General features: G+C 54.1%; 21 protein-coding genes and 1 riboswitch. Of the genes, 12 read left to right on the top strand and 9 right to left on the bottom strand.

Annotation, left to right across the window (positions count from 1 at the left end):
* Window positions 1–6: 6 nt before the first annotated feature.
* Window positions 7–765, top strand: a complete 759-nt coding sequence (locus AC14IB_RS07800) for a Nif3-like dinuclear metal center hexameric protein (protein ID WP_484231579.1) — start codon at window positions 7–9, stop codon at window positions 763–765.
* Here the strand turns inward: AC14IB_RS07800 and pdxH are convergent.
* Together pdxH and AC14IB_RS07810 are read right to left on the bottom strand one after the other, a co-directional pair.
* Window positions 762–1,406, bottom strand: a complete 645-nt coding sequence (gene pdxH, locus AC14IB_RS07805; RefSeq protein WP_484231348.1) for a pyridoxamine 5'-phosphate oxidase — start codon at window positions 1,404–1,406, stop codon at window positions 762–764. The genes AC14IB_RS07800 and pdxH overlap by 4 nt on opposite strands.
* Entirely contained in the window at window positions 1,403–2,416 is a 1,014-nt protein-coding gene (locus tag AC14IB_RS07810) for a hypothetical protein (protein WP_484231349.1), read from the bottom strand. Before AC14IB_RS07810 ends, pdxH begins: the two co-directional genes overlap by 4 nt.
* Window positions 2,417–2,593: 177 nt before the next feature.
* On the opposite strand from AC14IB_RS07810, the gene AC14IB_RS07815 reads away from it, so the two are divergent.
* Window positions 2,594–3,160 (top strand): C40 family peptidase, encoded by a 567-nt coding sequence (locus tag AC14IB_RS07815; RefSeq protein ID WP_484231350.1) that lies wholly within the window; start codon window positions 2,594–2,596, stop codon window positions 3,158–3,160.
* Between the two features lie 7 nt (window positions 3,161–3,167).
* Here the strand turns inward: AC14IB_RS07815 and AC14IB_RS07820 are convergent, their stop codons facing one another.
* Window positions 3,168–3,719 carry a cob(I)yrinic acid a,c-diamide adenosyltransferase gene (locus AC14IB_RS07820; protein ID WP_484231351.1) on the bottom strand — a complete coding sequence of 184 codons (552 nt, stop codon included), beginning with the start codon at window positions 3,717–3,719 and terminating at the stop codon, window positions 3,168–3,170.
* 14 nt (window positions 3,720–3,733) lie between these two features.
* Window positions 3,734–5,554 (bottom strand): TonB-dependent receptor domain-containing protein, encoded by a 1,821-nt coding sequence (locus AC14IB_RS07825; RefSeq protein ID WP_484231352.1) that lies wholly within the window; start codon window positions 5,552–5,554, stop codon window positions 3,734–3,736.
* A gap of 115 nt (window positions 5,555–5,669) precedes the next feature.
* Window positions 5,670–5,873, bottom strand: a riboswitch (cobalamin riboswitch).
* 195 nt (window positions 5,874–6,068) lie between these two features.
* Here AC14IB_RS07825 and AC14IB_RS07830 point away from each other — a divergent pair.
* Genes AC14IB_RS07830 through AC14IB_RS07845 form a run of 4 tightly spaced genes read left to right on the top strand, consistent with a single transcriptional unit; the run spans window position 6,069 to window position 12,803 of the window.
* Window positions 6,069–8,099: a DUF1302 family protein gene (locus tag AC14IB_RS07830; RefSeq protein WP_484231353.1), complete on the top strand. Its 2,031-nt coding sequence runs from the start codon at window positions 6,069–6,071 to the stop codon at window positions 8,097–8,099.
* Between the two features lie 22 nt (window positions 8,100–8,121).
* Window positions 8,122–9,477 (top strand): DUF1329 domain-containing protein, encoded by a 1,356-nt coding sequence (locus AC14IB_RS07835; RefSeq protein ID WP_484231354.1) that lies wholly within the window; start codon window positions 8,122–8,124, stop codon window positions 9,475–9,477.
* A 26-nt stretch (window positions 9,478–9,503) separates the two neighbouring features.
* Window positions 9,504–10,451 carry a WD40/YVTN/BNR-like repeat-containing protein gene (locus AC14IB_RS07840; protein WP_484231355.1) on the top strand — a complete coding sequence of 316 codons (948 nt, stop codon included), beginning with the start codon at window positions 9,504–9,506 and terminating at the stop codon, window positions 10,449–10,451.
* A 15-nt stretch (window positions 10,452–10,466) separates the two neighbouring features.
* On the top strand, window positions 10,467–12,803 hold the full coding sequence (locus tag AC14IB_RS07845; protein WP_484231356.1) for an efflux RND transporter permease subunit: 2,337 nt from the start codon (window positions 10,467–10,469) through the stop codon (window positions 12,801–12,803).
* Window positions 12,804–12,897: 94 nt separating this feature from the next.
* Here the strand turns inward: AC14IB_RS07845 and AC14IB_RS07850 are convergent, their stop codons facing one another.
* From AC14IB_RS07850 to AC14IB_RS07865, 4 genes are all read right to left on the bottom strand, one after another.
* Window positions 12,898–13,281, bottom strand: a complete 384-nt coding sequence (locus tag AC14IB_RS07850; RefSeq protein WP_484231357.1) for a septal ring lytic transglycosylase RlpA family protein — start codon at window positions 13,279–13,281, stop codon at window positions 12,898–12,900.
* Between the two features lie 7 nt (window positions 13,282–13,288).
* The gene (locus AC14IB_RS07855) at window positions 13,289–14,917 is read right to left on the bottom strand and encodes a 3-(methylthio)propionyl-CoA ligase (protein WP_484231358.1); all 1,629 of its coding nucleotides are present in this window, start codon (window positions 14,915–14,917) and stop codon (window positions 13,289–13,291) included.
* A 172-nt stretch (window positions 14,918–15,089) separates the two neighbouring features.
* Window positions 15,090–16,295: an OmpP1/FadL family transporter gene (locus tag AC14IB_RS07860; protein WP_484231359.1), complete on the bottom strand. Its 1,206-nt coding sequence runs from the start codon at window positions 16,293–16,295 to the stop codon at window positions 15,090–15,092.
* Window positions 16,296–16,430: 135 nt separating this feature from the next.
* Entirely contained in the window at window positions 16,431–17,708 is a 1,278-nt protein-coding gene (locus AC14IB_RS07865) for an AmpG family muropeptide MFS transporter (protein ID WP_484231360.1), read from the bottom strand.
* Window positions 17,709–17,894: 186 nt separating this feature from the next.
* Here AC14IB_RS07865 and AC14IB_RS07870 point away from each other — a divergent pair, with 186 nt between their 5' ends.
* The 3 genes from AC14IB_RS07870 to AC14IB_RS07880 all read left to right on the top strand — a co-directional run bounded on the left by AC14IB_RS07870 (window position 17,895) and on the right by AC14IB_RS07880 (window position 20,773).
* Window positions 17,895–18,185, top strand: a complete 291-nt coding sequence (locus AC14IB_RS07870; protein WP_484231361.1) for a co-chaperone GroES — start codon at window positions 17,895–17,897, stop codon at window positions 18,183–18,185.
* A 63-nt stretch (window positions 18,186–18,248) separates the two neighbouring features.
* Window positions 18,249–19,883 carry a chaperonin GroEL gene (groL, locus tag AC14IB_RS07875; RefSeq protein WP_484231362.1) on the top strand — a complete coding sequence of 545 codons (1,635 nt, stop codon included), beginning with the start codon at window positions 18,249–18,251 and terminating at the stop codon, window positions 19,881–19,883.
* Window positions 19,884–20,071: 188 nt separating this feature from the next.
* Window positions 20,072–20,773, top strand: a complete 702-nt coding sequence (locus tag AC14IB_RS07880; RefSeq protein WP_484231363.1) for a hypothetical protein — start codon at window positions 20,072–20,074, stop codon at window positions 20,771–20,773.
* 16 nt (window positions 20,774–20,789) lie between these two features.
* On the opposite strand, the gene AC14IB_RS07885 is transcribed toward AC14IB_RS07880, so the two are convergent.
* A complete protein-coding gene (locus AC14IB_RS07885; protein WP_484231364.1) occupies window positions 20,790–21,437 on the bottom strand; it encodes a hypothetical protein in 648 nt (215 codons plus the stop codon).
* Between the two features lie 155 nt (window positions 21,438–21,592).
* Here AC14IB_RS07885 and AC14IB_RS07890 point away from each other — a divergent pair, with 155 nt between their 5' ends.
* From AC14IB_RS07890 to rimI, 3 genes are read left to right on the top strand one after another with little or no spacing between them, the layout of a single operon-like run.
* On the top strand, window positions 21,593–23,137 hold the full coding sequence (locus AC14IB_RS07890; RefSeq protein WP_484231365.1) for a 2-isopropylmalate synthase: 1,545 nt from the start codon (window positions 21,593–21,595) through the stop codon (window positions 23,135–23,137).
* Complete coding sequence (locus tag AC14IB_RS07895; RefSeq protein ID WP_484231366.1) at window positions 23,137–23,844, top strand: hypothetical protein; 708 nt, start codon at window positions 23,137–23,139, stop codon at window positions 23,842–23,844. The genes AC14IB_RS07890 and AC14IB_RS07895 overlap by 1 nt, the downstream gene beginning before the upstream one ends.
* A complete protein-coding gene (rimI, locus tag AC14IB_RS07900) occupies window positions 23,841–24,290 on the top strand; it encodes a ribosomal protein S18-alanine N-acetyltransferase (RefSeq protein WP_484231367.1) in 450 nt (149 codons plus the stop codon). The genes AC14IB_RS07895 and rimI overlap by 4 nt, the downstream gene beginning before the upstream one ends.
* Window positions 24,291–24,298: the final 8 nt, after the last annotated feature.

Raw genomic sequence — 24,298 nt, forward strand, 5'->3', positions numbered from 1 at the left:
AGGTTAATGATGCAACTTAACGCGTTTGTACGAGCACTCGATGACCAACTTCAAGCGAAGAAGTTTCATGACTACTGCCCTAATGGTTTGCAAGTCGAGGGGCGATCCGAGGTTAATCGGATTATCACGGGTGTGACGGCTAGCGAAGCCTTGATAGATGCTGCCATCGCGTTTAATGCCGATGCGATTTTGGTGCATCACGGATACTTCTGGAAAGGTGAGCGCCCTGAAGTCACCGGCATGAAGCGTCGTCGTTTAGCGAAGTTGTTAGCGCATGACATGTCGCTGCTGGCCTATCATTTGCCGCTGGATGCACATCCCGTACTGGGTAATAACGCGCAACTTGCCTTGCGCCTTGGGCTGCTCAGAAATGGCCCGCTCTTTCCCGATGATCCCCGTGCCGTAGGTGATGTCGGTGAGCTTGCTAGGCCACTGCTGGCGACGGATTTTTCCGCGCACATCGAGCGCGTATTGCAACGAAAGCCCTTACATATTGCGGGCAGTGATAAACCTATTTCGCGTGTTGCGTGGTGTACCGGCGGGGCGCAGGGCTTTATTGATCAAGCCATTGCCCTGGGTGTTGACGCTTACTTAAGTGGCGAAATATCTGAACAAACAGTGCATGCGGCGAGAGAGTCCGGCTTGCATTATTGGGCGTTGGGTCATCATGCCAGCGAGCGATACGGGGTTCAGGCCTTAGGCGATTGGTGTGCGAAAGAGCTGGGTCTCACCCACCAATTTATTGATATCGACAACCCAGCCTAAGGTTGCAGGCGGCTGCGTTGCCAGTGACCTTTGCCATCCGGTAAATACAGCACGCGATCATGCAGGCGACTGGGTCGGCCTTGCCAAAACTCCAGACGATCAGGGGTGAGGCCATAGCCGCCCCAATGCGGTGGTCGTGGCACATCGATGGGGTATTGCTCCCTCAACGATTGCTCCCGGGTACGCAATGCGTCGGGGTGTGTCAGTGGCTGGCTTTGTGCAGAGGCCCAAGCGCCAATCCGGCTGGCGTAAGGGCGCGATGCGAAGTACTGATCAGAGGCACTGGCACTCAGCGGTGCAATGCGTCCCTCCACGCGAATTTGACGCTCTAATTCGGGCCAGAAAAAGGTCACCGCGGCGAAGGGGCTCTCTGCCAGCTCCTGACCTTTTCGGCTCAGGTAATTGGTAAAAAAACACAGTTGCCCGTCGTCTATGCCTTTGAGTAAAACGATGCGCGAGCTCGGGCGACCCTCTGGGTTCACAGTCGCCAAATTCATGGCAGTGGCTTCTTGTACAGAAGCGCTCAGTGCTTCATTTAGCCATGCTTGAAGCTGTATGAGCGGATCTGCATGACAGTCCTCTGGGCTTAGGCCGCGTAAGCCATAATCAAGACGGATGTCGGCTAAATTCGCTGAGTTCATACGGAAGATCCTGAGAGCAAAGCAGTGGTTTCTGGAGAATTAAAGAAACTCTCGAGGTGTTCAGCAATACGACGTTCGAAATAACCTGACTCCACCCAGGCATTTACTAGCGGCGTGCCCACGGCAACCACTTCACGTACGATCTGTTTGCGCGTAATCCCTAGGCTCAGCAAAACGTCCATGGCCTTTTGGTCGCCCGCGTGCGCATACCAGCCTTTTATCAGATAGGCTACTTGCTGGCGCATGAAGTCGGTCTGTCGAATTTGGTTCCAAAACACCATCGCCATGTAACTCAGACCTTCAATTTCTAAATGACGGCTGGCTTGACCCAGCTCATAAGCTTCGAGGTGTGGCCACAACTGATCGGCAAAGGCGCGCAGTTGATCTTCATTCAGCGCTTTGTTTACCAAACTCTCGCTGAAGGCAGCAGTCGACTTCACATTCGCCTGCAGATATTTCTTCAGCGTGGCTTCCATGGTCTGCTCGAGATTTCCGATCTTGCCCATCATGCCTTTGCCAGCCTTCAGCAGCGAAGACATGCCGGGCACGTTCCGAGACAGGGGGTTCTCTGTGAGTAGGTAATCTTGGATGGCATGAAAGAGCAAATCAGACAGCATGCGATGGTAAATCGGGCTGCCCAAGACCGAATGAATGACTTCACTCCGCAGCGCCGGGCGGGACACAAGGCGTTCCACCATAAAATCGTAAATTTGGCGGTTGATCAGCTGGCGCATGGGCATTTGCTGATGATTAGGGTTGTTAAGGCCCATCTCCACTAACATCACCGCTTGTTGGCGAAGCGCTTCCGTGGGCTCGTAGCCCAAAATATTGCGCTCAATCCAGCCTGCAATAACTTCTTCGCTAAACAACTGGCGAACTGAAATGCGCTCGAGCAAATCGCAATAGGCGTTAGCCTCCTTTTGCAAATGCCCACTGAGTGCATCGCCCGAAAGCTCCTTTAAAACAAATTGGAGTTGAGCGTTCATAAGTTGTTGTGCGATGGGATGCATGGTGTACTCCGAGAACAGCAAACTGATGCGCAACATAACGGGTTGAACCGGCAAAATCCATGCTGAAACACTGACCGAGGTCAACGAATGGTTGACCTTAGGCGTCCTTTTTGAAATAACATGATCTATTCAGCACGGAATGCTGCATTTATTCACGATAAAAATGAGTTCAGCAGCATGATTCAACGTTGGCTTGGGCGCTTATTGCTTGCCTTCACACTATTCAGCACCGGTGCAATAGCAGCCCCGTTTGCCTATTTTACGGATAAAGACCCAGCAGACTCTTTGCGCGTGGCTGTGCCACCGGCAGCGGCAGACGATATGGCCATGATGGCGCTGTCACTGATGGGCACTCCCTACAAGTTTGGTGGCACATCTCCGGAGTCCGGCTTTGATTGCAGTGGCCTCGTGCAGTACATCTATCGCGACATCAGCACCGTCACGCTGCCAAGAACAGCCGCTGAAATGGCTAATTTGGCGGGGCGAGATGTAACAACCCGCGAGCTGGCTGTTGGGGATTTACTGTTTTTCCGCTTAGGTAAGTCGTCCCGCATTAATCATGTGGGTGTGTACATTGGTGAAGATCGTTTTGTGCATGCGCCACGAACAGGCAAGAATGTGCAGATCGATACGCTCGATAACCGTTACTGGATGCGTTATTACGACAGGGCTCGGCGACTGTTTACCGACGACGGTAACCTGCACTCCTACGTGAACACGCCAACGAATCAGCGTGTTCAGTAAGTCAGCGCTATGTGTTGCGTTTGCGCCAGAGCACTTCCTGTCCACCGCCTTCTCGTGCGAGCTGTCGAGCCAGCACAAAGCAGTAGTCAGACAAGCGATTTAAGTACTGCAGCGCTAACGGATTAATGCTCTCCACCTGACTCAGCGTGAACGTGCGCCGCTCGGCACGGCGACAGATAGTTCGTACCACATGGGCTTGGGCTGCCGGCAGCGAGCCGCCTGGCAGGATGAAATCCTTCAACGCGGGCAAGTCAGCATTGATGCCATCGATGGCTGTCTCCAGTCGCTCAATGTAGGCCTGCGTCACCAGCGTATAGCCTGGAATACACAACTCGCCACCCACATCGAACAAGTCATGCTGGATATGCTCCAGCATGACCTGCGCCTCATGATCTGCCGCCAACCCTGCACGCAGTAAACCCACCTGAGCATTGGTTTCATCCACCGTGCCATAGGCCTCAACGCGGATAGCATCCTTGCTAACGCGGGTGCCATCGCCTAGCCCCGTGCTGCCATCATCGCCTGTGCGGGTATAGATTTTGGAAAGGCGGTTGCCCATGAGGGTGCTCCTGCTTAGAACGAGTAGCGTGCGGTGACATAGCCGCTGCGATCGGCCGTATTAAAACCGATCACTTGAGCATATTGCTTGTCCGTCACATTGTCGGCACGAAGGCCCAATGTCAGTTGGGGCGTTGCTTTCCACTGGCCGAGCAAATTGACGAGGGTATAGCCGGGTATGCGCTCGATGCCAGCGTTGCCAAAGTCTTTAGCATGACTACGTGCAATCACTTCCGTGCCCACGCTCCAGCGTGAGCTTGGCTGCAGCATAAACAGTCCATTGAGTCCGCCACGCGGGCGGCGGAGCAGGTCGTCACCATTATCATCTTTGGCTTTTAAACTATTGGCATTGATTTGGTAGTTAAAGATGCCGTGTTTACCCTGTGCCGTGAGTTCAACGCCTTTAATGCGTGCACGATTGAGGTTGATGTAGTTGTTGGGGAAGGCAAAATCATTGGTGATCAGACCACGAATTTCGTTGTCATAAACATTCGTAGTGAGGGTGTGCTGCTGAGCGACTTGCCAGCGAATACCTAGTTCACGTTGCTTGGATTTTTCAGGTTGAAGCGCTGGGTTACCAACAAAGCAAGGGCCAAAGTCATCAAAATCAAAATCGCCATCTTCTTCACAGAAGCCATTAAAGCCCAATGAAAATAATTGTTCGGCGGTTGGGGCTTTGAATGCAGAGGCCACAGTGCCATAAGCGCGCAAGCTAGTGGCCACAGGATAGGTCAGTGTTAGGCTGCCGGTATTATGCCCACCAAAGCGCTCATGCTCATCGCGGCGTGCACTGGCATTAATACCTAACTTCTGAAGCGTGGACTCAATCGTGACAAAGCCACCATGACTTTGAATGGTTTTGTCGTAACCAAAATCGCCTGTATTGATCTCTTCCTGCTGATAGTCAATGCCAGCAATGAGGTTGCCAGCCTTGCCCAAGTTGACTTGGTTTACCCAAGAACCTTGCAAGCGGCTAGCGTCTAATGTGTTGTCGCGCTCAACGCGGTTGTAGCCTAGCTCGAGGGTTTGCTGCCAATTCGCCGTGGTGGCGTGACTGAAGGCGACGCGAGCATTGCTGAGTTGTTCGTCCGAAAGGCCTTGGTCGAACTCAACCTGACGATCTTGATAAATAGCATTGAATTGCAACATGGACTTTTCACCCAGTTGCTTGCTGGCATTAATTTGTGCGCTTTTGCTGTGTTGGCCATCGCGATCTTGGTTGGATGGTGCCTTGCGTGCAGAGAAGCCGTCGAGATCTGCATAGCTGGCCGTTAGTGACAAATGGTCAAGGTCCTTGATAATGCCTACACCGGCTTGAAGCTCTTGCGTCTTAAAGCTACCCGCTCTAATAGCGACAAAGTTGCGACTGGTCTTGCGCGTGAAAATCTGGATGACGCCACCAATGGCATCGGAGCCGTATTGAGCACTGCGTGCGCCGCGTACGATTTCGATGCGCTCAATATCTTCTGGACGAAGCAAGGAGAAATCAAAGCGCCCATCGTTGGCAGTGTTTGCGCGCACGCCATCAATCAATACCAAAACATGATTGGAATTAGTGCCACGCATAAATACTGAAGTGGATGCGCCGGGAGCGCCATTTGACGCGACATCAATGCCACCTGCCAAGGATAGTAGCTGCGCGAGAGAAACCGACTGGCGGGCTTCAATGTCCTCGCGAGTGATGACGGTTGTACTGGCAGAAATTTCCGAGGTGTTTTCAGCAGCACGACTGGCTGTCACCACGACTTCGTTTAGGGCCGAAGTGGTGTCTGTAGCGTGGGCAGATACGGAGATGGCTAGTGCCACGGGTGCTAAGGCGAAAGGTAAAAACTTCATCTGTCATGTCTCAATGCTGTTTGCATCCCCGCAAACAGTCGTTCGGGAAATGCCAGCACGAAGACCGCGCCCGCCGTGAGGGCGAGCGCATGCTCCGGAATGAGCGCCCACCGCGCTGGCCGTATGAACTTGAGCCGGTCTCCGGGCTGACTGGCGGGCTAGTTGCCTCGGGTGCTCGCCTTCCCATCAAAAGACAGTGGCGGATGAGCACGTTTACCAGGGTCACCGTTGCGGGGGCAGCGTTGGGCTTTCACCAACTTCCCGTCTGCACATAGGCAGACCAGCGTTTAAGCTGGACACTCAAGAACGGCGAAATTGTGGCGATTTGCTGAATGAATGTCCAATACAAAAAATTAACAAAGGTCGAGTTGCACAGAGCTTTATCGATCTAAAATGCTTTTTATTTGAACAACTTGTTGCAAATTTGTGTTGCCTTCTTGCGTGTTGACCCTGAAAAGTTTAAAAGATAGATCTGCTTTTTAATTTACACAAAAACAACAATTAAGGGTGCGCTATGCTGCAGCGAAATCTCTCTTCCGTTACGCCTAGTTCTCGCACATATCCATTTGCTCCTCGCCAGTTGTCACTCGCTATTGCTCTAGCAGGCATTCTCCCCATGGCTCACGCAGGTTCTATGGACTTTGCAGGCGGGGAGGGCAAAATTACTTTTGACTCGACATTTTCCGCTGGTGTGTCTGTGCGAACACAAGATCCGGATAAACGTGTCATTGGCATTGTGAATGGCGGTACTTCGCGTAGCGTCAATGAAGACAATGGCAACTTAAACTATGAAAAAGGTGAGATTTTTTCGAGCGTATTGAAGGGTAGCCACGATTTTGATATCTCCTATGGTGATACAGGTTTTTTCGCTCGCTTTGGCTATTTCACTGACATCGCAGCGGCCAACAAAGATTTCGGTTTTCGCTTAAGCAGTCCTGAATTCAGTGACGAGGGCGCGACTGAGCGTGATTTGGGCATCATTCCACATAAGCGCTTGGACTTTGACGCGGAGTTGTTTGACGCCTATTTCCGTACGCAGTTCGACATCGCTGGTAAGACGATGAATATTCGCTTGGGCCGTCAAGTGTTGAGCTGGGGTGAAAGTACCCTGATTCAGGGGGGGATTAACGTCATCAACCCGGTGGATTTGACGCGTTTACGTACGCCGGGAGCTGAGCTGAAAGAAGCCTTTATTCCAGTCCCTCTGCTTTATGTCTCACAGCAGCTGACCGACAATATTTCGCTGGAATTGTTTAACCAGTTCAAATTTGAGCCGTTCCGAATTGATCCGCTGGGAACATTCTTCAGCTCAACTGACGTATTTAGTCCGGGCGGCACGCAAAGCTTCACCGGCTTTGGACGCACGCCAGATAATGCTCACGGCAGTGCTGCTATAGAGAACTCTACTATTCCGCGCGGTCCAGATCGCTATGCGCGTGATGATGGTCAGTTTGGCGGTGCTTTGCGCTTTTTCTTGCCGTGGTTCAATAACTCTGAAATGGCGCTCTACGGTATTAATTACCACTCACGCTTGCCGTTAGCGAGCCTCCTGCAAGCTCCGTGTAAGAATCCTCCGCCGGGCGGGGCGCTGAATTGTGTGCCAAGTCAGCGAGACGCTACTAAAGCCAGTGTTTTTGCAGAATATCCTGAAGATATTCAGCTTTTTGGTGTCAATATGAATACCCCGGGCCCCTTTGGCATTGCTCTGCAGGGTGAATATTCCTATCGCCCCAATCTGCCTGTTCAGCTAGCCACAGTGGAGCTAACCTTGGCTGCTCTCGGCTTGCCAAACCAAGCCGGTTTTGGAAGCGATGTGCCTTCGGACTCTAATGGTGCAGCTAAAGCGCCTGGCGAAAAAATCACAGGCTTCAAGCGGGTAGAAGCGCATCAGGTGCAGTTCACGGGAACAAAATCTATTCCCAATTTACTCGGTGCTGAGCAAGTTATTTTGCTGGCAGAAGCGGCCTACTTTTTTCAGGATCTGCCAGATAACTTGAAGTTTGCGGGTCCAGCTACGTATTTACCCTCCGCTCAGAATCGGGTGTTACTGAATTATCCAACCCCGTTAATTGCGAATGGCGCTGTGCAGCCGGGTGACGAGGGCTATGCCACTAAGTCATCCTTTGGCTATCGTTTAATTACTCGTTTTGAGTACACCGATGCCTTTGCCGGTGTGAACCTTTTGCCTCGTGTTGTGTTTTCGCACGATGTTAAGGGTGTGAGTCAGTTTTTCACTGAAGATGTGAAGGCTGTTTCACTGGGCTTAAACGGCACCTATAACCAAGCTTGGAACTTTGACATCGCATACACCAATTTCTTTGGTGGCCGTGTCTTTAAGGGCGTCGACTGTACTGTTGGGCTTACCAGCTCAGTCGGTCCACTCACAGGGATTCCCGGGTTGCCGGTGGCAACTGGGGACCAATTGTGTTCGCTGCCAACTGGCCCCACAGCGCTACCTGCTGGTCAATCCAGAAAATTCGAAAGCATCGCCAACCCAAGCATCGACCGCGACTTTGTTGCGGCCAGCTTGAGCTACTCATTTTAATTAAAACAACGTGGAGTTTTCTATGAACCTCAAACCCCTATTTTTAACTGCAGCCATGATGGCGCTCAGTGCGAGTGCACTGGCCGCTGTTTCGGGTGCTGACGCCGCTCGTCTTGGTGCAGACTTGACCCCAATGGGTGCAGAGAAGGCTGGCAATGCCGCGGGTACGATTCCTGCGTGGACCGGTGGTATCACCACGCCGGTGGCCGGATTCAAGCCCGGTGGACATTATCCCGATCCTTATCCCGGCGATAAGCCAAAGTTTGAAATTTCGGCGGGCAACATGGCGCAGTACGCGGCTAATTTGACCCCGGGCCAACAGGCTTTGTTGAAGAAGTACCCAACGTGGAAAATGAAGGTGTACCCGACTCAGCGTAGCGCGGGTTACCCGAAAGCCATTTACGATGCGTCCAAAGCGAACGCAACGCGTGTGAACTTGGTCAGTGGTGGTAATGGCTTTACCGGCACTTCGGTGGGTGTGCCATTCCCCATCCCAAAAACAGGCGTAGAGCCGATTTGGAACCACATTGTGGCTTATCGGGGCGATACTTTTGACGTGAATACCACGCAGGTTGCAGTAACGCGCGAAGGTGCCTACACCCCGGTTCGATTCGAATACTCGTACGATTTCCACTACAACAATTTGAAGAAGTCGGAAGCTCAGCGCGAAAAGAACAAAGTCACAAACTTCATGCAGACGGTGACTGCACCAGCTCGTTTGGCTGGCCAGATTCTGCTCGTGCATGAATACGCAGATCAAATCGCCAACCCGCGTTCGGCTTGGACTTACAACCCTGGCCAGCGTCGTGTTCGTTTGGCACCCAACGTGGCCTATGACAACCCCGGTGTGGCTGCCGATGGTCTGCGTACTAACGATGACTTCACCCTGTTCAACGGTGCGACCGATCGTTACGACTGGAAGTTGGTGGGTAAAAAGGAAATCTATGTTCCTTACAACAGCTATCGCCTAAACAGCCCAAAGCTAAAGATTGCTGACATCGTGCGTCCTGGCCACATCAACCCAGAGCATGCTCGTTATGAGCTACACCGTGTTTGGGTCGTTGATGCCACGCTGAAAGCCGGCACAAGTCATATTTATCAACGTCGTACCTTTTACATTGATGAAGACTCTTGGAACATCCTGGCGGTGGACAAGTACGATGCTCGCGGTCAACTCTGGCGTGTGGCTGAGCAGCATTCGCAACAGTTCTACGACATTCCAGGTATTGGCCCAGGCGTGGAAGTGCATCACGATCTGCAGTCCGGCCGATTCTTGGCCATGGGTATGACCAACGAAGAGTCCACGGTATATGTCCGTACTAACCGCAGCGCGGCAGATTTCTCGCCGTCGAGCTTGCGCGGTGCTGGCACACGTTGATTCTTAACATAAAAGAGTAGATCACCATGTCGAAAGCGGTTCCGGCACTGTTTCTGGCTTTTGTAGCCGTCATTCTGAGCTATGCCTTTGCGCATCGCACAGGTGATCCAAAGCCAGCCACGCAAGTGCGCATTGAGACCACCATGATCATGTCAGCAGCATCAGTAGGCAATGCGCGCGTGGCTGTTGGTGAGCGTGGGCGGATTTTTCGCCAAGTCGATGCCAAGTCGCCTTGGCTGGCGGTAAAGTCGCCTACGGAGTCGACGCTGACACGTGTGCATTTCTTTGATGCGCAACAGGGTCTAGCTGTGGGTCACGATCAGGTCATCTTGCGCACCACAGATGCAGGGAAAACGTGGAAGCAAGTCTTCATTGATGCTGAAGCAGAGACACCGATTTTCGACGTAGTGCAGCTGGATGCCACTCGTGCTATTGCGATTGGCGCTTACGGTTTATTCCTGGAAACCGCGGATGGCGGGACGACGTGGACGTCCCGCTTTATTCTGCCGGAGGGCGAGGATCGACATTTGAATGCGATCGCCAAATTGGCCGATGGCACGCTGATGATTGCTGGCGAAGCCGGCACGATCCTGCGTTCTACGGATGCAGGTGCGAACTGGCAGAAGGTGGATTCACCTTATGCCGGTTCCTATTTCGGTGTGCAGCCTTTGGGTGGCACCCAAGTGATCATGTATGGCATGCGTGGCAAGCTCCTGCGTAGTGACGACAATGGCGCGTCCTTTGTTGAAGTCGCCGTGCCTATTGCCACTTCTTTGTTTGGTTCAGCTATTGCCGCGGATGGGCGTGTGTTGGTGGCTGGGCAAAATGGCGAGCTGCTGATCAGCCGCGACGGCGCTCAGACCTTTACCAATACCAAGGTTGAAGGTCGACCCATGTTGTCATCGGTACTGCCAACGGCTACCGGTGCGGATGTGTTTGGCGAAAAAGGCCTGCACTCTGCTGCCACGAACTGATCAGGATTAATGACCATGAAGATGCAAAATTTTGTGCAGTCGTTGTCTGATCTGCTGTTCGGACGACGCAAATTTTTCTTAGGTTTGTTTGCTGCCATTACGGTTCTGCTTGCGATTTCGGCGTCGCAGTTACGCGTGGATGCTGGCTTTGCCAAGATGATTCCGCTGGAACACCCTTACATGAAGACCTTCACCGAATATCAAAAGACATTCGGTGGCGCTAACCGTGTATTGATTGCGCTGCGAACCAAAGATGGCCAAGACATCTATAACGCTGAATTTCTGAAGACGCTCAAGGGCGTGACGGATGAAGTGTTCTTCCTGCCCGGTATTGACCGTCCGACCGTGACCTCGCTGTTCACGCCGAATGTGCGCTTCATCGAGGTGGTGGAAGAGGGCTTCTCCGGTGGCAATGTGATCCCAGCCAGCTTCGCCGGCACCCCGGAAGACCTCGAGCTGGTGCGTGGCAACGTGCTCAAATCCGGTCATGTCGGTCGTCTGGTGTCCAATGACTTCAAGGGCGCGATGGTGAGCGCTGAGTTACTCGAAGTGGATCCCAACACGGGCGAGAAACTCGACTACCAAGCCGTGGCCAAGAAGCTCGAGGCGATTCGTGCCAAGTATGGTAACGACAAGGTCAGCGTCCACATCATCGGTTTTGCCAAGGCTGTTGGTGACATCGCTGAAGGTGCTGCGGGCGTTCTAGTGTTCTTCGTGGTGGCGTTCTTTATTACGGCACTCTTGCTGCTCTGGTACTCCGGATCGGCCAAGCTCACGGGCCTGGCACTGATCTGCGCTTTTGTACCGGTGGTCTGGCTGCTCGGTATCTTGCCACTGATCGGCTTTGGTATTGATCCGCTATCTATTCTTGTACCGTTCCTGATTTTCTCCATTGGCGTCAGTCATGCGGTGCAAATGACGAATGCATGGAAATTGGAAGTCGTTGCCGGTGCTGATGGCTTCACAGCGGCCAAGAATTCTTTCTCGAGTTTGTTTGTTCCGGGCGCAATGGCGCTGTTAGCGAATGCGGTCGGCTTCATGGTGATGATCTACATCGCCATTGATATCGTGCGTGAACTGGCGGTGACCGCGAGCTTGGGCGTAGCGGTGATGATCGTCACCAACAAGATGCTGCTGACCATCCTGCTGTCTTACCTGAAGCTGAGCCCAGCGGAAACCGAGAAGCTGCGCAAGCAGGGCGGCGAAGATCGTGGCGAGTGGCTGTGGAAGCGCATTCAGGTGTTTGCAACCCCGAAGGCGGCCATAGTTGTGTTGTCAATGACGGCGGTGCTGCTCGCCGGTGCGGCAATCAAGTCGCGTGACATGAAGACCGGCGACCTCGGCAAGGGTATTCCTGAGCTGCGTGATGACTCGGTGTATAACCAAGACATCAATGCCATTGTTAACAGCTTCTCGATCGGCGTTGATCTGCTCTCGGTCATTGTGCAGGGCAAGAACATCGATGGCGCCTGTACTGATTTCGAAGTCATGGATGCGGTGGACCGCTTCGAAGCACACATCAAGAACGTACATGGCGTTCAAGGCACTATCTCGCTGGCTGGCGCTTCCAAGGTCGTCAATGCGGGCTGGAACGAGGGTAACCCCCGCTGGCGCGTACACTCGCGTAACCGCGATGTACTGGCTCAAGCGGTAACGCCAATCGATACCGGCACTGGCCTGCTCAACACCGATTGCAGCGCCATGCAGGTGCTGATCTTTACTAAGGATCACCAAGGCGAATCGATCACCCACATCATCCAAGAAATTAAGGACTATGTGGCGGCGAACCCGCAGAAGAAGATCGACTTCAAGTTGGCGAGTGGCCCGGTTGGTGTGATGGCGGCGACCAACGAAGCGGTGGATGAAGCTGAAGTCATCATGCTGATTCTGCTCTTCGCCTCGATCAGCTTGCTCTGCTACGCCGAGTTCCGCTCGGTGGCTGCCGTGCTCTGCATCGTGGTACCGCTGGCGATTGTGGCCGTGCTCTGCAACGCGCTGATGGCGACGCTGGGCATTGGTCTGAAGGTGTCGACGCTGCCCGTGGTTGCCTTGGGTGTTGGCGTGGGCGTGGACTACGGCATCTACCTGTTCGAGCGCATGAAGCACTCGCTGGCCGATGGTGAGTCGCTGCAGGATGCCTTCCACAAAGCCTTGCAACAGCGTGGTACGGCGGCCATGTTTACCGCTGTCACGATGAGCATTTCCGTGGGTACTTGGGCATTCTCGGCACTGAAGTTCCAGGCTGACATGGGTATTCTGCTGGCGTTCCTGTTCATGGTGAACATGCTCGGTGCGATCTTTGTTTTGCCAGCACTTGCAGCGTTCTTGGTGAAAGACAAAAAGTCCGCCTAAGCGAACACATAAAAGCCCTGCGCCTTCTCGAATTGCTGTTTAGCAGCTTGGGAAGTCGTAGGGCTTTTTTGTGGCTGAAAATCGGGGTGTGAGCTTACGGAGATTCGGGCGTAATGCTGACGCGGGTATGACCCTGTTGAATAAAGTGAAGCCGCTCAGCGGCAGCTCTTGACACGTCAATAACGCGTGAGCGGTGGAAAGGCCCGCGATCATTGATTTTGACGCGCACACTGCGTCCGTTGCGTAAATTTTCCACCATCACATAGGTACCCAAGGGCAGTGTGCGGTGAGCAGCGGTAAGCGCCAATTTGTTATAGCGCTCACCGCTGGCTGTGCGCTTGCCTTGCATTGAGTCGGCATACCATGAGGCTAATCCGACTTCGGGCGATGCCGACGGTTCTGAGGCCATCAGGCCACTTGAGCCGAGCGCGCTCACCCAGAAAACAGCAGATAGGGTGTAAATGGGTGAGCGTCTCATCTTGCTTTTATAGCCCTGGCAAGGTGTATCCCGCGAGCTCTTCGCGTAATTTCACTTTTTGCATTTTACCGGTAGCACCCAGTGGAATGGCATCGACAAAGACGACGTCATCTGGAATTTGCCACTTCGCAATACGGCCTTCGTAGAACTTCAGCAGCTCTTCGCGTGCCACATCGGCCCCTGGCTTTTTTACCACAACCACAATTGGCCGCTCATCCCATTTGGGGTGGCGCATGCCGATGCAGGCGGCCATCGCAATCGCAGGATGCGCCATGGCGATGTTCTCGACATCAATGGAGCTGATCCATTCACCGCCTGACTTGATCACATCTTTACTGCGATCGGTGATGTGCAGATAGCCATCGGCATCGATGGTGGCGACATCGCCGGTCGGGAACCAGCCGTTGATCAGCGGATCGCCGCCTTCGCCCTTGAAGTACGAGCGCACAATCCAGGGGCCACTGACCAGCAGCTCACCTTGCGCCTTGCCGTCATGCGGTAATTCGCGGCCTTGGTCATCAACAATTTTCATGCTGACACCAAAAACGGGGCGGCCTTGCGTGCAGAGGATTTTGAGTTGTTCATCTTCCGGCAGGGACAGGTGCTTGTTTTTGAGCGTGCAGAGCGTGCCCAGTGGAGACATTTCGGTCATACCCCAAGCATGTAATACGGTGACGCCATAGGTGTCTTTGAACATGCGGATCATGGCCGGTGGGCAAGCCGAGCCGCCAATGACGGTGCGCTGCAAGGTGCTGAAGCGCAAATTGTTCTGCTGTAAGTGGCCGAGCAGCATCTGCCAGACGGTGGGAACACCCGCAGCAAAAGTGACCTTTTCGGCCTCTAGCAGCTCATAGATGGACTTGCCATCGAGGGCGGGTCCTGGAAAGACCAACTTGCAGCCTGTTGCGGCGGCTGTGTAGGGGATGCCCCAGGCATTGACGTGGAACATCGGCACTACGGGTAACACGCTGTCTTTCGCGGACAGGCACATCACATCTGGCATGGCGGCTGCGTACGCGTGCAGCACACTGGAGCGATGGCTGTAGAGCACGCCCTTGGGGTTGCCGGTGGTGCCACTGGTGTAGCAAAGGCAGGCAGCGACGCTTTCGTCAAGCTCAGGCCAAGCATAGGTTGTGGCTTCACCCGCGATCCAGGATTCGTAGCTGATTAGATTCGGGATGCCGGTGTCGCTGGGTAGTGCATCGGCGTCGCACAGAGCTACCCATTGCCGCACTTTCGGGCAATGGGTGTGAATGGCTTTCAGGATGGGCGCAAACGTGAGGTCGAAGCAGACAACTTCGTCTTCCGCATGATTGATGATCCAAGCGACTTGCTCAGGGTGCAGGCGGGGATTGATGGTATGGAGCACGCGGCCACTGCCAGAAACGCCGTAATAAAGCTCAAAGTGGCGGTAACCGTTCCACGCCAAAGTGCCCACTCGCTCGCCAATAGGAACATTCAGGCGATCCAGCGCGTTGGCGACTTGGCGAGAGCGCAGCGCGGCATCTGCATAGGTGTATCGGTGTATGTCACCTTCCACGCGCCGACTGACAATTTCACCATCGCCATGGAAGCGTTCAGCGAAGTCAATGAGTTGCGAAATAAGCAGGGGGCGTTCTTGCATCTGGCCTTGCATGACGGTCTCCGGTCAGGTTGTGCGCTGGCAGGAAGCAGCGACGAAATTGTTTTAGCTGTTCTGGAGTATTGCAAGGACCGCCATGACTGAACAGTCTGCAACACTCGCTTTAAGCAAAAAGCCCGACACTTGGTCGGGCTTTTTGCAACGTTCAGCGGACTTATTAAACCGCTTAGAACTTCTGCGTGAACTGCAGGCCATACACGCTGGCGCGGTTGTGGAAGTCGGCGGAGTACGGTGGGGCTGATGTATGGCGTACTTCTGCTTTCTCTTCCTCTAAGAAGGTATAAGAAGCGTCAATCGTTTGCGTTGGACTCAGCTTATAGCCTGCACCGATACTGGCTACGCGACGATCGCCGCTAGGAAGGCGCACAGAACGATCTGCCGGAGCAACTGGGGAGTTGTCATAGGCTAGGCCGGCGCGTAGTTCGATTTTCTCGCAATGTTGATGGGTAATGCCAACTGAGTAGCCAACGGAGTCTTTCCAATTGAAGGTTTCGACAGAGTTGTCAAGGCCGGGTACAGGAGCAGTTGATTTGACGGCTAATTCTTTGAGACGACTCCAGCGCGTCCAAGTGCTGCCAGCATGCAAGGTGGTTTTGTTATTTAGTTGGTGGCTCAAAGCAATTTCTACGCTTTCCGGTGTAGAAAGGCCGGTGCTTGCTGAAAAAGTGCCAAAGCTAGATGCTTTCAAAGAACCATCATCGACTTTGTACTTTACTTTGGAGCGATAAACTACGCCTAGTTGCGATCTTGGGCTTAATTGAAAATGCGTGCCAGCATTGAAGCCGTAGCCCATATCATCGCCTTCGAGCTCGACTTGCCCTGCTGGCCCACCAAATTTACTTAAATATGCCTCTAATTTGTTAATCGTCGGGCCAAAACCCACACTAACTTTATCATTCAATTTGTAGCTAACGGCTGGCTGAATGGTGGTGACTTTAACGGAGCTCTTATCGCCCAAGTAGCGCGCGGCATAGCTTTCTTCATGATTCGTTTTCAGGCCAAAGCTACCGTAAGTAGCAACGCCCCAAGCCCAGCCACCTTTATCACCTGACGTAAAATAGCCAGAAGGAATGAAAGTGTGCGGAACGATGTCGCCTTCGTTTGTACCGCCTGGCAGTCCGCCTACAGCATTTTTGATCTTCGTCTGCGCATCAATAAACGCGACGGCTTGCGTGAACTGCGCCTGTTTCAGTTGGTGCATGGCAGCTGGGTTATTGAAAACGACAGAAGCATCTTGAGTATGTGATGCACGGCCAGCATTCGCCGTGCCCATGGCGGAAACGCTTTGTTCGGAAAGTGAGAAGCCACCGGCTAGTGCGCTTCCTGCAACGCTGGCGGAAAATATTGCCAGTGCTAGTTGTTTGATTTTCATGGTGTTCCCTCTTTCTTAATAGTGTGAGTAGCCTATTGATACAAAGCTGCGCACTCGAGGGAGGTTGTATAACGATTTGTTTTAGAATTGTGTCCAAGCAGGCGCGACGCCGTCATAAATGACGATTTGTTCATTTTAAATCGTGCGCTGCTGCAGACGAGGCACTATCCAAGCGAACAGGATCAGCGCGGGTATGACGGCAACCGTAGAGAAAATAAAGAAACCACCGTACCCCATGTCGGCCACCATAAAGCCTGAGAAACCACCGACTAATTTGCCCGGTAGCGTGACTAACGAGCTGAAAAGGGCATATTGAGTCGCGGTATATTGTTGGTTGACCAAGCTGGAAAGCCACGCCACTGCGGCGGCACCTAAAAACCCTCCGGACAGATTTTCGCCGCCAATCACCGCAACAAAGACATTCACATTGGCAGGGTACTGAGAGAGTAATAAGTACAGCAGATTACTGATCGCGCCCAATAGCATGGCGACTAGCAAAGTCCTGTGCACGCCCCAGCGAACCACCACGGCGCCCCCCAGAAATGCGCCGGCAATGCCTACCCACACGCCAAACAATTTCGACACGGCCGCAATCTGAGTTTTGCTGAAGCCACAGTCTAAGTAGAAAGGTAGTGCCATGACGCCGAGCATTTGATCGGAGATTTTGAACAGGCCAATAAAGAGCAGCAGGGCTAAGCCTAGGCCGCCGGCATATCGCGAAAAGAAGTCCTTGAAGGGGCCAACAACGCTGTGTGCAAGCGCAGGCCAAAAGGCTTCATGGCTTGCAATCACTGCTGGGCGTTCAGGCTCGCGTGCCCAGAGCGTGACACAGAGGACGAGCGCCACGATCGCTGCCATGAGTTGATAAATGAGCGCCCAGGGCAAGTGGTCCGCTAACAGCAAAGCTAATGCGCCCGATACAAGCAGGGCTAGACGGTATCCCAAGGTATAGGTCGCGGCGAGGGCGCCTTGTTGTTCGGCAGGGGCGATTTCAATGCGATAGGCATCAACCACAACATCTTGTGTGGCGCCAGCAAAACCGGCTGCTACCGTAATCATGACGAAGCTGCTGAGCGAGCCCATCGGCGTCACCATACTCATGGCGAGCAGACTTAGAGCGAGCAATAACTGCGCCGCAAACAACCAACTACGACGCTGTCCAAGACGGCTTATGAGCGGGAGGCGAAAGCGATCCACCAAGGGGGCCCAAACAAACTTAAAGGCATAGGCCAGACCGGCCAGGCTGATGAGACCGATGTCTTCTAATGAAACACCACTTTCCTTTAACCACACCGAAAGTGTGCCGCCGACAAGCAGAAATGGGAGCCCGGATGCGAACCCAAACAAAAATAAGGTCAGTGCAGCAGGTTGGGTGAACGCGTGAAAAAATGAGGTGGAACGGTCGGCTGACATGGCGACTTCTCTGATCGGCTGACGCTACTCTAGCGAGTCCGCCGGTCAACAGCGACCCTATCGGCCATGACATTGCAATTTTTTATCGATTTGCCCTTGAAGCGCGGTATTCCCTCCCCCATTAGTGATGACAAGTCGGTAATTTAAGCCGACACCCCTTTATTGCAACAAACCTAGGAGGTTCAGATGAAAATTCGTCCTTTGCACGATCGTGTCGTCATTCGTCGCGTAGAAGAAGAGACCAAAACAGCTGGCGGTATTTTGTTGCCGGGTTCGGCGGCTGAAAAGCCATCGCAGGGTGTGGTCGTCGCGGTTGGTAACGGCATCATCAAGGACAACGGCGACGTGCGTCCTCTGGATGTAAAAGCCGGTGACAAAGTTCTGTTCGGCCAGTACGCCGGCAGCACCGTCAAAGTCGATGGCGAAGAGCTGTTGATGATGAAGGAATCCGAAATTTTCGCGGTACTCGAAGGCTGAGTAACGCCGGTGGGCAGGTAAGGCTTGCCCGTGTTGAATGAAACCTATTAGAGGAAGAAGAAAATGGCTGCTAAAGAAGTAAAGTTTGGCGATAGCGCTCGTGCCCGCATGATTGTTGGCGTGAACATCCTGGCCGATGCCGTGAAAGTGACCCTGGGCCCGAAAGGCCGCAATGTCGTGATCGACAAGTCATTCGGTGCGCCGCACATCACCAAGGACGGCGTGTCCGTGGCGAAAGAAATCGAGCTGAAAGACAAGTTCGAGAACATGGGCGCTCAGCTGGTCAAGGAAGTCGCTTCCAAGACCGCCGAAATTGCTGGTGATGGCACCACCACGGCAACCGTATTGGCTCAGGCTATCCTCAACGAAGGCATGAAGGCCGTAGCTGCCGGCATGAACCCAATGGACTTGAAGCGCGGTATCGACAAAGCCGTTCGCGTGGCCGTGGCCGAGATCAAGAAGAACTCGCAGCCCTGCACCGACACCAAGGCCATTGCTCAGGTCGGCTCCATTTCCGCCAACTCCGACACCACCATTGGCAACCTAATTGCCGAAGCCATGGAAAAAGTCGGCAAAGAAGGCGTGATCACGGTGGAAGAAGGTTCGGGCTTTGAAGACAGCTTGGACACTGTCGAAGGCATGCAGTTTGATCGTGGCTATATCAGCCCGTACTTCGCCAATAAGCAGGACACCATGACCGCTGAGCTGGATAATCCGTACATCCTGCTCGTGGACAAGAAAATCTCCAACATCCGCGAACTGATTCCGGTGCTGGAAGGCGTGGCCAAGTCGGGCAAGCCACTGTTGCTGATCGCCGAAGATGTGGAAGGCGAAGCGCTGGCGACTCTCGTGGTCAACACCATGCGTGGCATCGTGAAGGTATGTGCCGTGAAGGCGCCAGGCTTTGGCGATCGTCGTAAGGCCATGCTGCAAGACATCGCTATCCTGACCGGTGCAACCGTCATTTCTGAGGAAGTCGGTCTGAGCTTGGAAAACGCTACTCTGAACGATCTGGGCCATGCCAAGAAAGTCATCGTATCGAAAGAAAATACCACGGTTATCGATGGCTCCGGCCAGTCGGATGAAATCGATGCCCGTGTGAAGCAAATTCGCATGCAGATCGAAGAAGCAACTTCCGACTACGACAAAGAAAAACTGCAAGAGCGCGTTGCTAAGCTTGCTGGCGGCGTTGCTGTGATTAAGGTTGGCGCAGCCACCGAAATCGAAATGAAAGAAAAGAAAGACCGCGTTGACGACGCCCTGCACGCCACACGTGCAGCGGTTGAGGAAGGCGTGGTTGCGGGTGGTGGTGTTGCCTTGGTTCGCGCGGTGAAAGCCTTGGAAACTCTCAAGGGCGATAACGATGACCAAACTGCCGGTATCAACATCCTACGTCGCGCCATGGAAGCCCCACTGCGCCAGATCGTGACCAATGCCGGTGAAGAAGCGTCGGTGGTCTTGAACAAGGTCAAAGAAGGCTCGGGTAACTTCGGTTACAACGCCGCATCGGGTGAGTATGGCGACATGCTGGCCATGGGTATCTTGGATCCAACCAAGGTATCGCGTTCGGCACTGGAGCACGCTGCCTCGGTTGCTGCTCTGATGCTCACCACCGAATGCATGATCACTGATGCACCGGAAGACAAGCCTTCGGCCCCGTCGATGCCGGACATGGGTGGCATGGGCGGTATGATGTAAGTACGCTTTAGCGTTAAAAAGCCCGGATTCGTTCCGGGCTTTTTTATGGGGGTTAAAAAGAGTCGTGCATGCGAGTGCGCCGCCCAAGGCATTCGCCGTAATGACTGCTTTTATGGGCATCTCAGCGTACTCCGCGAGCGCGTATTCGTTTACTGTTTGTCCTATCTTTGCTCACCGGGAATTTCATCGTGCCGTTAACTCCTCCATTTATTGCTTGCCGTATTTCTGACTCATTACCCGATGCTGTGGCGTCACTTGATAACGCTCTGCAGCAACGCGTGAAGGAGTCGCAGGCGGCACTGGCTGGCAAGCTCATCACCGAAGCATCTTGCGATTTAATTGATGCTTTCTTTGGCCAGCTCATGCTCTCGCTGCAAGCCAAAGACCCCGGTTCGCCGGTGTTCCGTGAGGCAGTGGCTGTGGTCGAAGACATTAAGGGTAAGCTGCGTCATTACTTGGGTTGGGTTACTGGCTTCTTCAGCAATGAACGTCTGGCTCCCGTGGTGTCGCATTATCGTTCGCTGATGACGCCGCTGCCGGTGGAGGGTGTGCCAGTGGCGCATCTGGCGTTCAGCATCAGCCCCGGGTTGGCTGCTGAAGCGAAAGCGGCACTGGATGCTTTGCGTGATGGCTCGGCACCCGATGCCAAGGCTGGCATCGAAGTTCTGATTCGTGTGATTGATGAGGCGCTGGAGCCGCTGCTCTATGTGCCCAAGCAGCGCATGAAGTTTAACTTCGTGGTGGACAAGACCCTGAATGGCGTGATTTCAGTGACCTTGGCGCTGTCCAATCGCAGTCTGCGCAAGCTCGGCCAGTTCTTGCCGCGACCGATGTTCGTGCCGGTCGCGGATCATCTCGAAAGCTTTCTGTTTCGCGAGATCCCGCGCTGAGTCGCGACAGCTCGGCTCAGGCTGCTTGGGCCTGGCTGGAGGTCTGAACTAATTGCTGCAATTGCTGAGCGAGCACCGGTTGATGCGCAGCGGGCATTTGTTCGCCAATCTTGCGCAGGCTGCGGAAGGACAATGTTTGCGTGAGGGAGATGACGCCATTTAGGGTCTTGTCCACCACGAAGTTGAACCTCATCAGCTGCTTAGGCTTGATGAGCAGCGCGTGCAGGGCAATATCGATGACCTCGATAAGCGCTTCGATACCTTCGTGTGCACTCGCGGCTTGCCCTTGGCTAAGTGGCGTCAGTAGTCGCTCCAAGCGCTGGGCCAGCTCTGCGGGAATAGCAAATGCGATGACCGGCTGCATGATGCCCTGCAGCGGGCGTTGCAGCATCATGGCGTGATAATGACTGACCGCCGGCTTGATGCGCTCGTTGCTGAAAAACGCCGACGCCCAACCCAGATAGTGCGTCAGTTTGTCGGCAATCTCGCTTACCATGCTGGCAGCTTCGCGATAAGCAGGCACATCGCCGGCCCGTTGCAAGTGAGTGAGCAGCTCGCTGAAAAACGTGGTGATGAGCTCATGCGCGGAGTCCTGAATGAGACGAGTCGCCAGCTTAGCTTGGTCGGCACCTACGCCACGCAAGGCAGGGGGAGGCTCATGCACGTGCCTTGTGTAAAAACAGCCGCGCACACTATCAATAATTAGCGGTGATGGAAGGGCTTGGTGCGTTCTTTTTTGTGGCTGGCCGAGTACAGTCAAACTGGCGAATAATAGAAGGCTGTTGCCCACGGGCATCACCGGATTAAGGAAGTAGTGCGATGAGCAAAGATCAGCTAATTATTTTTGATACCACCCTGCGTGATGGCGAGCAAAGCCCCGGCGCTTCGATGACTCTGGAAGAGAAAGTACGCATCGGCAAGGCTTTGGAACGCATGCGAGTGGATGTCATTGAAGCGGGCTTTGCGGTGGCTTCACAGGGCGACTTTGAGGCGGTGCGCGCGGTCGCAGCGGCGGTAAAAGATTCGCGAATTTGTTCGCTGTCTCGTGCTCGTGCTGAGGATATTGACCGGGCTGCCGAGGCGCTAAAGCCGGCCAATGCTGCCCGCATCCATACGTTTATCGCTACGTCACCAATTCACATGAAATACAAGCTGCGTCTGGAGCCAGACGCGGTGGTGGAGAATGCCGTGCGTGCGGTGAAGTACGCGCGCAATCTGGTCGATGATGTGGAGTTCTCTTGCGAGGACGCCGGACGTTCGGAAGTGGATTTTCTCTGCCGTATTATTGAGGCGGCGATTGATGCCGGTGCCAGCACCATCAACATCCCAGACACGGTTGGCTATGCCATTCCAGGTCAGTACGGCGACCTCATTGAACAGCTACTGACGCGCATTCCGAATGCGCACAAAGCGATTTTCTCCGTGCATTGCCATAACGACCTGGGTTTAGCGGTGGCTAACTCGTTGGCCGCTGTCCTGCAGGGTGCGCGCCAAGTGGAGTGCACCATCAATGGTCTTGGTGAGCGCGCGGGTAATGCCGCGCTGGAAGAAATTGTGATGGCGGTGAATACCCGCGCGGATTTATTCCCGGTTAGCACGCGCATTTGGACGCCTGAAATTGTGCCGGCCTCTCGTCTGGTGTCGTCCATTACCGGCTTTCCGGTGCAGCCGAATAAAGCCATCGTCGGGGCAAATGCCTTTGCGCACGAATCCGGTATTCATCAGGACGGTGTGCTCAAGCATCGTGAAACTTACGAAATCATGCGCGCCGAAGACGTGGGTTGGAATGCGAATAAAATGGTGCTCGGCAAGCACTCAGGTCGTGCGGCTTTCCGGGCTCGATTAGATGAGCTCGGCATTCCGGTTGGCAGCGACAATACGCTTAACCAGCTCTTTGTACGCTTTAAGGAACTGGCGGATAAGAAGCATGAAATTTTCGATGAAGACATTCACGCCTTAGTCTCCGATGCGCAACCCAACGCCGAGGAAGTTTTCAAGTTGGTTACACTGGAAGTGACATCGAAAACCGGCACGCTACCCGAAGCTAAACTGCTGCTGTCGGTTAATGGCGCTGAGAAGCCGGTGACGGCGACGGGCTCCGGTCCGGTCGATGCAACCTTCCGTGCTATCGAGGCCGTGGCCAACTCCGGCACCACGCTGGAGCTGTACTCGGTGAACGCCATTACCAGCGGCACCGACTCCCAGGGCGAAGTGACCGTGCGCCTGAGTCAGGCTGGCCGCATTATTAATGGCCACGGTGCCGATACCGATATCGTCATCGCCAGTGCGAAGGCCTATTTGAATGCACTGAACTTATTACGCAGCGGCCTCGATCGCGCGCACCCGCAGGCTGAAGCGATTTGATGCCAGAAGCCACGCTCAGTGAAGGCCGCCGTCGCGAATACCTCGCGGCGCTGGGCGTTCCGTTATTCCAAGCGCGTCGCGTGTTGCCCGGCGCGGCTGTCAGCGAGATCGTGGAGAGATGGGTAGAGCCTTTGCCGTCTTCTCCGATCAGTGCCAGCCCAGTAAGTCGATTGGTGCTACCCGATCCGGTTCTGCGCCCTAAAGCAGTGGATGTAACCCCAGAGCCGGTGCGTCCAACGTCGCCGGAGGTAGTGATTGAGCCTGTAACCCCAGCCAAGCCTGTGCCGCGCTTTGCCTGTCGACTCATGCCTCTGGGCGAGCAGGGCTTTGTCTTGCTCGATTTGGGTGAGTTTCCAGATGTTGTGGCCGGTGAAGTGCTGAACTTGGCACCTGCCGAGCAGCAGCTCTGGCGCAATCTTCAGCGCGCACTGGCGTGGACCCCGGGCGAAGCTGAGCCTGATTTTATTTGGCCTCGCGCCGTAAAGGGTTTGTTAGGGGATGATGCTGATACGGCGCGTGACATGCTGTCGGCGTGGTTGAAGCGGCAGATACAACCTCAGGTGCGTTTGTGGGTATTTGGCGAGGCCCTGGCGCCTTTTGTGACGCGCCCACATCGTTTGTTGCCCAGCTTAAAGCAGTTGCTCGCGAGCCCGCTGGCCAAGCGTCAGGTTTGGCAGCAATTGAGTGAGTCTCAGTCAGCCTCATGAAAAACACGCTCCGCATCATGACCTCGGATGACCTTGCGCAGGTCTTTGCCATTGAGCAGTTGTCGCATCCCTCACCCTGGCCAATGAAGGGCTTGCAGGAGTCTCTGCAAAATCATGTGGCCTATGTGCTGGAGCAGGATGGCGCGGTAATCGGCTTTGCCTTTGTGCAGCGCATTCTGGATGAGGCGCACCTGCTCGATATCGCCATTGCCCCCTCGCATCGCGGCAAGGGCTTGGGCCGCGAATTGTTACGGCAACTCATGGATGAGGTTTTAGTTTCCGGCGTGACAATCTGGTTTCTTGAGGTCCGGGTATCGAATGTTACGGCGATTTCGCTCTACCAATCCTTGGGCTATAACGAGCTCAGTTTGCGGCGTAATTATTACGACGGTCCCGATGGTAAAGAGGATGCCCTGTTGATGGCGTGCTCTACGGGTATGGGCTGAGCTTTTCT

Source organism: Perlucidibaca sp. (assembly GCF_057084925.1).

Coding starts and splice junctions, on each gene's coding strand:
- AC14IB_RS07800 (WP_484231579.1), top strand. CDS start 7: ATGATGCAACTTAACGCGTTTGTACGAGCACTCGATGACCAACTTCAA.
- pdxH (WP_484231348.1), bottom strand. CDS start 1,406: ATGAACTCAGCGAATTTAGCCGACATCCGTCTTGATTATGGCTTACGC.
- AC14IB_RS07810 (WP_484231349.1), bottom strand. CDS start 2,416: ATGCATCCCATCGCACAACAACTTATGAACGCTCAACTCCAATTTGTT.
- AC14IB_RS07815 (WP_484231350.1), top strand. CDS start 2,594: ATGATTCAACGTTGGCTTGGGCGCTTATTGCTTGCCTTCACACTATTC.
- AC14IB_RS07820 (WP_484231351.1), bottom strand. CDS start 3,719: ATGGGCAACCGCCTTTCCAAAATCTATACCCGCACAGGCGATGATGGC.
- AC14IB_RS07825 (WP_484231352.1), bottom strand. CDS start 5,554: ATGAAGTTTTTACCTTTCGCCTTAGCACCCGTGGCACTAGCCATCTCC.
- AC14IB_RS07830 (WP_484231353.1), top strand. CDS start 6,069: ATGCTGCAGCGAAATCTCTCTTCCGTTACGCCTAGTTCTCGCACATAT.
- AC14IB_RS07835 (WP_484231354.1), top strand. CDS start 8,122: ATGAACCTCAAACCCCTATTTTTAACTGCAGCCATGATGGCGCTCAGT.
- AC14IB_RS07840 (WP_484231355.1), top strand. CDS start 9,504: ATGTCGAAAGCGGTTCCGGCACTGTTTCTGGCTTTTGTAGCCGTCATT.
- AC14IB_RS07845 (WP_484231356.1), top strand. CDS start 10,467: ATGAAGATGCAAAATTTTGTGCAGTCGTTGTCTGATCTGCTGTTCGGA.
- AC14IB_RS07850 (WP_484231357.1), bottom strand. CDS start 13,281: ATGAGACGCTCACCCATTTACACCCTATCTGCTGTTTTCTGGGTGAGC.
- AC14IB_RS07855 (WP_484231358.1), bottom strand. CDS start 14,917: ATGCAAGGCCAGATGCAAGAACGCCCCCTGCTTATTTCGCAACTCATT.
- AC14IB_RS07860 (WP_484231359.1), bottom strand. CDS start 16,295: ATGAAAATCAAACAACTAGCACTGGCAATATTTTCCGCCAGCGTTGCA.
- AC14IB_RS07865 (WP_484231360.1), bottom strand. CDS start 17,708: ATGTCAGCCGACCGTTCCACCTCATTTTTTCACGCGTTCACCCAACCT.
- AC14IB_RS07870 (WP_484231361.1), top strand. CDS start 17,895: ATGAAAATTCGTCCTTTGCACGATCGTGTCGTCATTCGTCGCGTAGAA.
- groL (WP_484231362.1), top strand. CDS start 18,249: ATGGCTGCTAAAGAAGTAAAGTTTGGCGATAGCGCTCGTGCCCGCATG.
- AC14IB_RS07890 (WP_484231365.1), top strand. CDS start 21,593: ATGAGCAAAGATCAGCTAATTATTTTTGATACCACCCTGCGTGATGGC.
- AC14IB_RS07895 (WP_484231366.1), top strand. CDS start 23,137: ATGCCAGAAGCCACGCTCAGTGAAGGCCGCCGTCGCGAATACCTCGCG.
- rimI (WP_484231367.1), top strand. CDS start 23,841: ATGAAAAACACGCTCCGCATCATGACCTCGGATGACCTTGCGCAGGTC.